The organism is Psychromonas marina (assembly GCF_030161115.1).
GTDB classification, from domain to species: domain Bacteria; phylum Pseudomonadota; class Gammaproteobacteria; order Enterobacterales; family Psychromonadaceae; genus Psychromonas; species Psychromonas marina.
The window spans coordinates 90687-102909 of record NZ_BSPQ01000001.1 but is presented as its reverse complement, the minus strand read 5'-3'; the positions used below and the strand labels follow the sequence as shown (position 1 = coordinate 102909).

Sequence of the window (12223 nt, the reverse complement as noted above, 5' to 3'; positions counted from 1 at the left end):
AAAATGACTAAAACGGTTGCGGTCTTCACGGGTACTCGCGCTGAGTACGGTTTGCTTTACTGGTTGTTGAAAGATATCCAATCCGATGATGCATTAGATCTGAAATTACTGGTTTCAGGTATGCATCTGTCGCCCGAGTTTGGTTGTACGTATACTCAAATTGAAAAAGATGGCTTTAAAATAGATGAGAAAATAGAGATATTATTATCCTCAGATTCTGCTGTAGGTGTTGCTAAGAGTATGGGCTTAGGTGTGTTAGGTTTTGCTGATGCATTAGATCGATTAAAGCCTGATACATTGGTTATCTTAGGAGATCGTTTTGAAGCGTTAGCCGCGGCACAAACAGCGATGATTCTGAAAATTCCCGTTATTCATTTACATGGTGGTGAAATTACTGAAGGCGCGTACGATGATGCTATTCGTCATTCTATCTCAAAGCTTAGTTACTTGCACGCAACGTCAACCGATACATATCGACAGCGAGTTATTCAGTTAGGGGAAAACCCTAATCGTGTCAAAAATGTTGGCGCGATTGGCTTAGATCATTTGTTGCGAAGTGAGATGCTAACGCGCGCACAAATTTCAGACTCCCTAAACTTTGAATTATCTCAGCCGTATTTTCTCGTTACTTATCACCCTGTAACACTTGCAGAAGAAGATCCTGAAGCGTCATTTCAGGCACTTCTGGATAGCCTAGATACATTTCCTAACCATCAAGTGATTATCACCTATCCCAATGCTGATGATGGTGGCAGAAAGATTATTCCAATGCTAGAAGCCTATGCAAGCAATGCACCTAAACGTGTACTTGCTATCAAATCGCTTGGTCAGCAGCGCTATTTAAGCACGGTGAAATATGCCGATGCCGTTATAGGTAACTCATCAAGCGGTATTATTGAGGTTCCTTCATTTGATGTACCTACTGTTGATATTGGCATGAGACAAAAAGGCCGCTTAGCGGCTAAAAGTGTACTTAATTGCTCTGCAGATAAATTAGCAATAACAAGTGCTATCAATGATGCGATCAACAGGGATTACAAAGAAGAAAATGAGCGTATTCTTAATCCATATGGTGCTGGAGATGCAAGCGGTAAAGTCATCGATATGATTAAATCACTTGAAAGTACTTCAATAAAAACATTTTACGATATAACGAGTGGTGATCTTCTATGACATTAATAATTGCGGAAGCTGGTGTTAATCATAATGGCAGTGAAAAGCTTGCGTTTGAGCTGGTTGATGCTGCTTACAAAGCGGGTGTTGATATTGTTAAGTTCCAAACCTTCAAAGCAAAAAAACTAGTTACTGCAGATGCTAAACAAGCAGAATATCAAATAGAAAACACCCAAAAAGTAGAATCTCAATTGGCGATGTTAAGCCGTTTGGAGTTAAGTTACGAATTTCATCATGAATTGGTCAAATATTGTAATAATCTCGGTATTGAATTTCTATCAACAGCATTTGATTCTGAAAGCTTAGATTTTTTAGTGAATGATTTGGGCTTGAAACGACTAAAAATACCATCGGGCGAATTAACCAATGCCCCCTTAGTGCTGCAACACGCACAAACCGGGGCTGATTTAATTGTATCCACAGGTATGGCAACCTTAGCAGAAATTGAGTCTGCGTTAGGTGTGATTGCATTTGGTTATTTAGCTCAGGATGATGTAGCTCCTTCACTTGATGCTTTTCAGGCTGCTTATTTTTCAGAAGAAGGGCAAGCCTTATTGAAAAACAAAGTGACAATACTTCATTGTACAACTGAATATCCTGCACCAATGAAAGACATTAACTTGAAGGCCATGGATACACTTGCTAACGCGTTTAAATTGGAAATCGGATATTCGGATCACAGTGCAGGTATTAGTGTGCCGATTGCAGCAGTGGCGAGAGGCGCGAAGATTATTGAAAAACATTTTACATTAGATAAAGAGATGGAAGGGCCGGATCATAAAGCGTCATTAGAGCCTACCGAGTTGGCTAATATGGTGATAGCAATTCGAGATATTGAATTAGCAATTGGCGATGGTGTAAAAGGTCCTAGGCCCTCTGAGGTTAAAAATAAGGCAATCGCGAGAAAAAGTTTAGTTGCAGCTAAAGATATTGCTGTGGATGAATTATTTAATGCTGAAAATATAGAAATAAAGCGTCCCGGAAATGGTGTTAGCCCTTATCAATATTGGGAACTAATAAATACGCCATCAACAAAATCTTACCGCGAAGGTGAGGTTATTTTTGGGTAATAAAATAGTTGTTTTAGGGGCCGGTGGTCACGCAAGCGTTTTAGTCGATATATTAAAACAGAATCAACATACAATATCCGGGATTTTTAGCCCTGATATTGATTTTGTAAGATCTGCTTTAGTTGGAATTCCGTTCTTTGAAAACGAAAACAAAATTTTTGAAGAGCAATGCAATACCGTCAGTATTGTTAATGGTCTAGGTTCATTACCCGGCTCAAACTTAAGAACAAAACTATATAAAAAGTTTACTAAGCAAGGGTATTCTTTTCAGCAGGTTGTTTCTAAACACGCTTGTATTTCTGATTTTGCAATTTTGGGGAAAGGTGTTCAAGTTATGCCTGGCGCAATTATTCAAGCGGGGGCTGTTATCGGAGATAATAGCATTATTAATACGGGCGCAATCATTGAGCATGATTGCATTATTGGGGCACATAACCATATTGCGCCTGGGGCAACATTAAGTGGGCAAGTTAAAACAGGGGATTATGTACACATCGGTACTGGTGCCAATATAATACAATGCATCTCTATTGGAGATAAAGCGGTAATTGGCGCTGGCGCCATTGTCACTAAGCATGTTCCGTTTGCGAGTACCGTCTTTGGGGCGCGAACTGTAATTCATAATAAGAGGCTAGATAATGAGTCATAAGTGGCAAAATACTTTAATCGGTCCAGATAGTACAATTAGAGAAGCACTGGAAGTTATTGATAGAGAAGCATTGAGAGGCGCTGTGATTGTTGACCAAGCTAATACATTATTAGGTGTGGTTAGTGATGGCGATATTCGCAGAGGACTATTAGCTGGGGTTTCATTAGATGAAAGTGTTGCAAAAGTTATGAATGCTACGCCATTCACAGCGACGCCACAATCTAGTAGGCAGCAATTAATTGAATTGATGGAGTCTAAAGAAATTCTATCGATTCCCCTGATTGAAGACGGTATCGTTGTTGGGTTGCAGACCCTGCATGAATCTTTACATAAACCGCGCTTAGAAAACCCTATTTTCCTGATGGCGGGGGGCTTTGGCACGCGTTTAAGACCTTTAACTAATAATTGCCCTAAGCCGCTGTTAAAAGTGGGTGATAAGCCTATTCTTGAAATCACTTTACTTAATTTTATTAAATCGGGTTTTGTGAATTTTTATATTTCTACCCATTATATGCCAGAAATGATCATGGATTATTTCGGTGATGGCGCTAAGTGGGGGGTGAATATCACCTATGTTTATGAGGACTCTCCTCTTGGCACTGGTGGCGCATTAGGTTTATTGCCGAGTAACTTACCCAAGTTACCCCTCATTATGATGAATGGTGATGTATTAACTAATGTTAATTTTCAAAAGTTATTAGACTTTCATAACAATGAGTCTGCTGATGCATCAATGTGCGTACGCGAATATGAATACCAAATCCCTTATGGCGTTATTCAAGGTAATGCTGGGAAAATAACCAGTATGGTCGAAAAGCCAACACAGATATTTCATATTAATGCCGGCATTTATGTTGTAAATCCGGATCTGATTGAGCAGGTTAAGGAAAATGAAAAAGTAGATATGCCGACACTACTGGAACGACAAATAGAAGCACAAGGCAATGTAATGATGTTTCCAATTCATGAGTATTGGCTTGATATAGGTCGCATGGAAGATTATCAACGTGCGCAAGCTGATATTCATACTTTAGGGTTGTAATGATGATTAATGATAAAAGAATATTAGCGATTATTCCTGCTAGGGGAGGAAGCAAAAGGCTTCCACGTAAAAATATTTTACCTATGATTGGTAAGCCTTTAATTTCTTGGAGTATAGATGCAGCCAAAAGTAGCAAATATATTGACACTGTATTTATAAGCACTGATGATGAAGAAATTCAATCTATTTCACTCAAATACGGTGCTAATGTACCAGAGCTAAGACCAAAAAAATTAGCTTCAGATACGGCAAGCACTGAGAGTATGCTTCTTTATACTTTAAATAAATATGGTGAAAATTACGATGTTGTTATTCTTCTTCAGCCTACATCTCCATTACGAACAGTAGATGATATCGATAATGCAGTTGAGCTCTTTGTAGAAAAACATGCATTTTCTGTCGTTTCGGTTACTTCTTGTGAGCACTCTCCATTATGGTCAAATACCTTGCCTATTGATTCTAATATGAAAGATTTTATTAATAATGAAAATTTACGACGGTCACAAGATCTTGATAACTTTTATCGATTAAATGGTGCAATCTATATTTTTGATATTAAAAAGTTACAGAGGTATGGAAAAATTTGTTATACGAAAGAGTCTTATGCCTGCAAAATGAGTAACGTTAACTCTGTAGATATTGATACAGAATTAGATTTTCAAGTAGCTGAATTATTATTAAGCAAAAAAATATGTTAAATAATGTATACATTGTAGCATCCCCTACGCAGTTAATGTCTGCTATAGAAGCAAAAGCGACCAATATTGGCAATAATTTTTTAATTATCAATTACGGTCAACACAATAGGTTAGAAAATAAGCAGCAAATGCAAAAATTAGTAGGGTCATCTTCTTGGGATAAAGTGTATAGGATTCATCTATTAAGTAATAAATATATCAATCATCTTCTCATTTTGTATTATGCTCTTAAATTTAAATTTAAATTTAAGAATAGGAAAACAAAAGCTTATATTGGTGAATATAGAAGTTTTTTATTCTGTTTACTTGCAAGAGTGATATCAATAGAGAAAGAAACATTACTTGATGATGGTGCTGTAATTCTAATGTTGCAGAAAAAGTATTTTAGTAAGGGAGTGGGACTGCGTACTTATTATAAAAATAATAACTCTTATACGACGTTTTTAATTTATAGCTACTTGTTTTCTTTCAACTTTGATGACTCTGCTCCTGATTTATTTAGCAGCTTTAATCTAAATAAATGGCTTTCAATTGGGCAAATAAATGAAAGAATTGCAGATGTTCCTTACGATGTAAAGACTTTGGATTGTTTTTGTTTTTTTGGTGCAAAGTATTCTGAAGCTGGTATTTTTTCTCTTGAAGTTGAGCTTGAGTTACTAAAATTTTCTTTTGCTTTTATTAGAAATAAATACGGGAAACCTATAAGTTACATGGCACATCGAGATGATTCAGATGTAAAACTAGAAGCTATTAGAGCTTTAGGTGTTGAAGTAAAACGTTTAGCTTCCCCTTGTGAAGTTTATTTTAAAGTTCACCAATATGCCCCAAAATTTATCGGGGGGTTTTATACAACTAGCATTATTACATTACCTAGTTTGTTTAGAATTGATGGTGTGCTTAGCTTTGATTTGTCTGAGTATATAGAGGATGAAAAAACAAGAGAGAACACCCGTCATGTTTATGACTATTTAAATGATAATGGTGTAAATGTTATAAAAGTAATACTTAGTACCTGAGGTACAAACCCCTCAAGAAACTTACACATGAATCCTAATAACTGTTTTTAATGATGTTTAAAAGTATAGCTAGATTGGATAATCTAATTATATAAACACAATATGTATTAATAGTTAAAGATGGTTCTAGTGCCCAACTACATTATTTGCTACTACCTTCAGAAAATAAGAAAATTCAATAATATGAGTAATTTCATTAAAACAAGCTCTATTTACGTATTTAGCTCAATATTGAGTGCTACTATTCCATTCTTATTGTTGCCTGTGTTGACTCGCTATCTATCTCCTGAGCAATATGGTCAAGTGGCAATGTTTAATATGTTTACTGCTGGATTAGCTTCCATTATTGGTTTAAGTGTACATGGTGCTGCAAACCGGCGTTTTTTTGACAAAGACGTTACGAATACTCAGTTAGCAAGGTTTAATGGTAATTGCCTATTTATTTTATTAAGTAGTACAGTCTTTGCTTTGTTTGTGTTTTCTTTTTTTTATTCACAGATAGCTAATTATTTGGGGTTCCCTCCAGTTTGGATTTATTTTGGTATATTAAATGTTTGTTGCTCTTTTTTATTAACTCTGCGGTTAGGGCAATGGCAGATCAGAGGTAAAGCTAAATTGTATGGTGTTTTACAAGTAACAAATTCACTAGTTGTTATATCATTCAGCATATTGTTTGTTGTTGTCTTACATTTGGGGGCTGAAGGGCGAATTTATGGAATGATTTTAACTGGTGTAATTATAGGATTTATTTCCTATTGTACACTAATTAAGGATAAACTTTTTCTATTTGAATATAATAGGAAAGATATTAATGAGGCGCTGTCATTTGGTATTCCTTTAATCCCTCATGTTTTAGGAGGTTTTTTATTATTGTCAGTTGATAGGTTGTTGATAAATAAAGAGCTTGGTTTGGAGATGACAGGGGTTTATATGGTTGCATTTAGCTTAGGCTCTGCATTGAATATTATTTTTAATAGTATAAATAAAGCGTACTCCCCTTGGCTATTTGCTCGCTTAAAAGAAAATGATTTTAATAAAAAAATAGATATCGTCAAAAAAACTTATCTATATTTTGCATTTTTACTTGTGATGTCACTTTTAGCATTTTTTATTGCTCCACCATTATTAAAAGTTATGGTAGGAGAAAAATTTTACCAAGCTGCTGAAGTATTACCAATTTTGCTAATAGGGCAAGTATTTTTTGGTATGTATTTTATGGTTACCAACTATATATTTTATGTGAAAAAAACCAAGTATTTGTCATACGTAACAATTTTTTCTGGTTTGATAAATGTTCTTTTGCTTTTTCTACTTATCCCATCTTATGGCATTAGTGGCGCCGCATTAGCTTTTTTGATAGCAAATGTATTGCGATTTATAGGTACATGGGCATTAAGTGCAAGATTATATTCTATGCCTTGGGCGTTGTGGAGAAGTTGATCTAGTTCGTTTAATGCTATCGGAATTACCACTAATATAAATAATTTATTTAAAATTAACTCGGACTTGGAAATAATAAAATGTTGCTTCTAAAAAAAATTATATACACTATTATTTTTCGTCTAAATAAAAGCGAAAAAATAAAATTAGAATTATATGAAATTAATAAAGAATTTTTTAAAAGAAGATCGGTTTTTATAGGTGATAACTCTCTAGTTTATGATTGTAAATTTTCTCGTTCATCAAAAGGGGATACTTTCCATATTGGTAATAATACAACTTGTACTGGCGTGACCTTTTTAGGGCATGATGCTTCACCTAGTCTTTTTATTGATGAATTAACTACTGATAAACATCCAATACTTCCGTTTTCTAGACAGAGTTACAGAAAACCAATCAAGATTGGGAACAATGTCTTTATAGGTGTTGGCTGTATCGTTTTACCTGGTATTGAGATTGCGGATAGATGTGTTATTGCAGCTGGCAGTGTTGTTACAAAAAGTATATCTCAATCTGGTGTCTATGCAGGAAATCCCGCTAAAAAAATATCAACCATAGAATCTTTTACTGATAAATATCGTAAGTTACTCGATACAGAACCAGAATCTTTTTAAAGTAAGTTTAAATAAAGTAATAGGTGTTTTTAGTTATGTCCTTAAAAGTTATATTAACCAGTAATATGTACCTTCCAAATACAGGTGGAATTGAAAACTCTTTGAATGCTTTGGCTAAAGTAGGTGCTTCTAAAGGAGATGAAATAACTATTATTACTAGTAATATATTTGAAGGCAATGATAATTTGCCTTCAGGCTTAGAGTTAAATAATGGGTTTAAAGTTAGAAGGTATAATACTTCAAGCTCGGGTAATAAGGTTATTAGGGTCTTTCAGTATATTCACTCAGCAATAAAGACTTATCGAGATGGGTATAAAGAGTCTAAAGATACAATAATTATAGCGCGCTATCATTGGAATGTGATCTTCGCATTTTTAGCTGGTTTTCGCGATATTAGGTATGTTGTACCTGGGGTTGTTAAGTTTCAAAATAACAAAAAAAATAGAAAAGATATTAAAAAATTTAGTTCTATCGTTGAGCACTTAATTCAAAAGCTAGCATTAAAAATTTCATCAAATATTTTTGTGTTTAGTAAGTCAATGAAAAATCAAGTCACAGAAGTTTGTAGCAATATTTCAGTGCAGCAAGTAAGTCCCGGTGTTGATTTTTCTCGTTTTGAAATGAAGCCTTTTAATCCAAGCCAAAATACAGTGAACCTACTTACAGTCTCCAGATTGGTTTCTGCAAAAGGGATTAATTACGCAATAGAAGCAATGGCATACTTACCAAGTCATTATAAATTACAGATTGTTGGGGATGGACCTGATGATAAAATTCTCAAAGGTTTGTGTAAAAAGTTAGATCTAGAAGATAGAGTGTCTTTTTTAGGGAAGCAGAGCAAGCCTGAAGAACTGTATCGTTCTTCGGATGTGTTTCTTTTACCATCGATTTATGAGCCTTTCGGGCAAACGATATTAGAAGCCTCAGTGTCAGGGCTTCCAGTTGTATCATTTGATTCTACAATAGTTAATACATCTACTCGTGATATTCTTGGTGAGCATGGCTTTTACGCCAATGAAGTAAGTGCAGAGGTATATGCTAAAAATATTCAATTGGCTTATGAAAAACACTGTGCAGATGAAAGTTTAGCTAAAATAACAAGGGAGTATGTAATAAATAGGTATACATGGGAAAATTTATATTCAGATATAACAGAGAAAAATGAATGATGAAACTTAAGAAAAGCGTTGTTGAAAATACATTAATATTTATGTCATTTGGGCTTTTGTTTGTTGACGCATTTACAGGATATATTTTATTTAGTTATCACTTCAATTCAAATATTTCTCTTATGTATAAAATGTTTTTTTTGTTACTTTGCCTAGTTTATTGTTTTTCTGCAAATCAAAGTAATTACAAGATTGTTTTAGTTCTGATGTTATCGGCACTTATTTGGTCTGTTTCTCAAAATATTACCAATGCAACATCTTATGCTATCAGAGATCTTGGCGATAGTTTGAAAGTAATCAGTTTATTTATTGTATTTTATACTTTCTCACAATTTCATAATTATGATGTGAAAAAATTTATAAAATTATTTATCTCAATTAATATCATTATCTTACTGATAAATATACTTGCAACAAAAATGGGTTACGGTAATTCGGCATATTCAAGTTTTGGAGCAAAGGGTTTTTTTCAAGCTGGTAATTCACTCTCGTCCATAATTATATTATTGAGTTCTTTCTGTCTACATTTTGCGCTTAGAAAAAGCAGGGGTATTTTTTTTGTTTCTTTGAGTATTTTTCTCGTTATCGCACTAATGGTCGGGACTAAAAGTGGAATGTTAGGGGTTCTAATTGTTGGATTACTTGTATTGTGCTCGACCTTTAAAGTTACGTTAAAGAATATTAGTGCAGTTTCTCTGATGTTGTTTCTCATATTTATTCTTGCTATTAAAGTTTATGAATTCCTATTGACAACTCCATTTTTTGATAGATTTATATTTGTCTATGAAAATACTGGTATTTGGGGAGCCTTACTCTCAGGACGAGTTGCATTTTTGGAAGATATTTACCCATATTTTATGAATTCTTCATATCTGGAGCTTTTATTTGGCCTAGGTTCCGGTGGATTATCTGTTTTCGAAAAGCCCCTTGTTGAAATGGACTGGTTTGATATGTTATTTCAATTTGGTTTTATTCCAACTATTATCTACGGTATTGGTTTATTTTCTCTTTTGAAAAAAAATTATACTTTTCCAGGTAATCAAATCGATGAATTTGCAGAAGATCTTAGTAACTCCTCAGTTGTTGCTTCTATTGTATTAGTTATTATTTCTGTTATTTCGGGGCATGTTCTTTTAAATGGTGTGGTAACTTTTTTCTGGAGCGTACTTCTCTCCTTACCTTTTTGGTATTCAAATAGTTTATCTGAAATAAAACTCACCGATTAAAAACTAATTTTGTAAAAATAATGAATGTAATCTATGAAAAAAATACTACTAATCAGTAACATGTACCCATCTGAAAGTGAGCCTAGTTTAGGCGCTTTTGTAAAAAATATTACTTCTAGTTTAGCTAATGTACATAGCGTCGAATTGAATGTTATAGATTATAAGACGACATCAAAAATAAAAAAAATATTAAGCTATTGCTCTTTTTATTTTTCAATTATCAAAACATTAATGCGAAAGAAGTTTGATTTCATTTATTTACATTTTGCTTCACATAGCTCATTACCTGTCATCTTATTAACTATGTTAGGAATGAAGTTTAATATCGTTACCCATGTTCATGGTGGTGATATTAAATACCTAGAAGGTCGAAATCGTATTTTCTTTTCGATTAAAAAAGTAGTCGTAAAAAAAATATTACAAATATCCACCAAAATCATTGTTCCTTCAAAGCACTATGCCGAATACCTACAAGAGCATTATGGCTCCTTTGATAACATTGTTATTTATCCGTCTGGAGGTGTTAATATTGATGTGTTTAAAGAACTTGCAATACTGAAGAAAAAAGATGTTATTGGTTATGCTGGGCGCTTAGTCAAGTCAAAAAATGTTAGCTTGTTAATACAATCACTTAAAAAATTCCCGTTTTTAAAATTAGAGATAGTCGGAGAAGGTGAAGAGCTAGCGAACCTAAAAAAACTTGTTGAAGAACTCAATTTATCTAATCAAGTGAGCTTCTTAAAAGGTAAATCTCAAAAAGATTTATCTGAGTGGTTTAATCAGATTAATTGTTTAGTTTACCCCTCTAGCAGTGAAAGCTTAGGTTTGGTTCCTATTGAGGCAATGGCTTGCGGTACACATGTTATATTATCTGAAATACCTGCATTTCTGGATTTGAGAGAAGTTGGTTTTACTTTTAATAGTAGTCGAGTCGCGGATGTAACAAGTTTAGAACATAGCATTCAAAAATTATATGATAGCTCTGAAGATGAGCTTAATTTATCTATAACCCATAATAAACAATTAGTTAATTCAATATACTCCCATAAGATGGTTGATAAGGTTTTAAAAGATGTATTCAAATAAAAGTGTGTTACTTTGTTTTGGAGAAGGGGGGCATACAGCTCAAATGAATAGGTTAGTTTCAAAGCTTATTGAGCCTTTATCGGATTTTGATTTGGTTTCTATTTCAGATGTGAAAAAGAAACCTGAATGGTCTGCTCGACATATTGTTACAGGCGAGTTACGAGGTAAGCATAAGCACTCAGATATTTTATTTAATAATGGCCCTTTTAAAATAGTTAAAAGTTTACGCTCTGCAATAAAAAATAATAACTTTCAAGCAATGATATCGACAGGCCCTGGTATTGCAATTATTGCTGCACTTTTGTTTAAGGTTTATGGAATAAAAGTTGTTCATGTTGAAACATGGTCTCGTTTTACCACAAAATCCCTTACAGGGAGAGTGATGTACTTGTTAGCCGATCGTTTTTATGTTCAGCATAAATCTTTATTGAGTATTTATCCTAAAGCTATTTATGCGGGGGTTCTGTGAAAGTATTTGTTACAGTAGGAACGACTAAGTTTGATGCAATGATTAAGGCCTTAGATGAACTATTTGCTCAGAAGGCCTTTTCTCACCATGAAGTGCTATTCCAAATTGCAGATGGGGTCTATGTACCTAAGAGTAATACTTATGTGACAATGCTTAGTACTATTGAAGAAGCATATCGAGAGCATGACCTAGTGATTACTCACGCTGGCGCTGGAAGCATTTTTAGATTACTTGAATTAAGAAAAAAAATTATCATTATCCCAAACGTTGATCGTATTGATACCCATCAAACAGATATCGCTAAATATATGGGTGATAACCAGCATGCTTTAATTTGTGATGATTTATCCGCTTTAGGTGAAAACATTTCACAGAGCAGTACTTTTAAATATATTCCTTATTTAAAAGAGGGTTTTTTTAAAGCAGATGAGATTGCTGACTTTATTATAAATTAAACTACAGCGCTGCTTGATTAATTTGAGATTTTAAATTGCTCTTTTTGTGATAGCACTTCTGTTAGATTTTTTAAAAATTTCAAATTAACACTTCATCAAAAGTGATAAAGGGCTAC

At 33.9% G+C, this 12223-nt stretch carries 13 protein-coding genes; all 13 read left to right on the top strand.

Annotation, left to right across the window (positions count from 1 at the left end):
• The first annotated feature begins 3 nt into the window (after nt 1-3).
• The 13 genes from neuC (at nt 4) to pssE (ending at nt 12107) form a co-directional block, all read left to right on the top strand.
• Entirely contained in the window at nt 4-1173 is a 1170-nt protein-coding gene (gene neuC, locus QQK09_RS00545) for a UDP-N-acetylglucosamine 2-epimerase (RefSeq protein WP_284202159.1), read from the top strand.
• A complete protein-coding gene (gene neuB, locus QQK09_RS00540) occupies nt 1170-2243 on the top strand; it encodes an N-acetylneuraminate synthase (RefSeq protein WP_284202158.1) in 1074 nt (357 codons plus the stop codon). Before neuC ends, neuB begins: the two co-directional genes overlap by 4 nt.
• Nucleotides 2236-2892 carry an acetyltransferase gene (locus tag QQK09_RS00535; RefSeq protein ID WP_284202157.1) on the top strand — a complete coding sequence of 219 codons (657 nt, stop codon included), beginning with the start codon at nt 2236-2238 and terminating at the stop codon, nt 2890-2892. The genes neuB and QQK09_RS00535 overlap by 8 nt, the downstream gene beginning before the upstream one ends.
• The gene (locus QQK09_RS00530) at nt 2882-3934 is read left to right on the top strand and encodes a nucleotidyltransferase family protein (protein ID WP_284202156.1); all 1053 of its coding nucleotides are present in this window, start codon (nt 2882-2884) and stop codon (nt 3932-3934) included. Before QQK09_RS00535 ends, QQK09_RS00530 begins: the two co-directional genes overlap by 11 nt.
• The gene (locus QQK09_RS00525) at nt 3934-4632 is read left to right on the top strand and encodes an acylneuraminate cytidylyltransferase family protein (protein ID WP_284202155.1); all 699 of its coding nucleotides are present in this window, start codon (nt 3934-3936) and stop codon (nt 4630-4632) included. The genes QQK09_RS00530 and QQK09_RS00525 overlap by 1 nt, the downstream gene beginning before the upstream one ends.
• Nucleotides 4626-5648, top strand: a complete 1023-nt coding sequence (locus QQK09_RS00520; protein ID WP_284202154.1) for a hypothetical protein — start codon at nt 4626-4628, stop codon at nt 5646-5648. The genes QQK09_RS00525 and QQK09_RS00520 overlap by 7 nt, the downstream gene beginning before the upstream one ends.
• A 183-nt stretch (nt 5649-5831) precedes the next feature.
• Nucleotides 5832-7088: a lipopolysaccharide biosynthesis protein gene (locus QQK09_RS00515; RefSeq protein WP_284202153.1), complete on the top strand. Its 1257-nt coding sequence runs from the start codon at nt 5832-5834 to the stop codon at nt 7086-7088.
• Nucleotides 7089-7168: 80 nt separating this feature from the next.
• Nucleotides 7169-7702, top strand: coding sequence for an acyltransferase (locus QQK09_RS00510; protein ID WP_284202152.1), 534 nt, complete (start codon nt 7169-7171; stop codon nt 7700-7702).
• A 35-nt stretch (nt 7703-7737) separates the two neighbouring features.
• A complete protein-coding gene (locus tag QQK09_RS00505; RefSeq protein WP_284202151.1) occupies nt 7738-8871 on the top strand; it encodes a glycosyltransferase family 4 protein in 1134 nt (377 codons plus the stop codon).
• A complete protein-coding gene (locus QQK09_RS00500; RefSeq protein WP_284202150.1) occupies nt 8868-10097 on the top strand; it encodes an O-antigen ligase family protein in 1230 nt (409 codons plus the stop codon). Before QQK09_RS00505 ends, QQK09_RS00500 begins: the two co-directional genes overlap by 4 nt.
• Nucleotides 10098-10130: 33 nt before the next feature.
• On the top strand, nt 10131-11183 hold the full coding sequence (locus QQK09_RS00495; RefSeq protein WP_284202149.1) for a glycosyltransferase family 4 protein: 1053 nt from the start codon (nt 10131-10133) through the stop codon (nt 11181-11183).
• Nucleotides 11170-11652 carry a PssD/Cps14F family polysaccharide biosynthesis glycosyltransferase gene (gene pssD / locus QQK09_RS00490; RefSeq protein ID WP_284202148.1) on the top strand — a complete coding sequence of 161 codons (483 nt, stop codon included), beginning with the start codon at nt 11170-11172 and terminating at the stop codon, nt 11650-11652. The genes QQK09_RS00495 and pssD overlap by 14 nt, the downstream gene beginning before the upstream one ends.
• Nucleotides 11649-12107: a PssE/Cps14G family polysaccharide biosynthesis glycosyltransferase gene (gene pssE, locus QQK09_RS00485; RefSeq protein WP_284202147.1), complete on the top strand. Its 459-nt coding sequence runs from the start codon at nt 11649-11651 to the stop codon at nt 12105-12107. Before pssD ends, pssE begins: the two co-directional genes overlap by 4 nt.
• Nucleotides 12108-12223 lie beyond the last annotated feature (116 nt).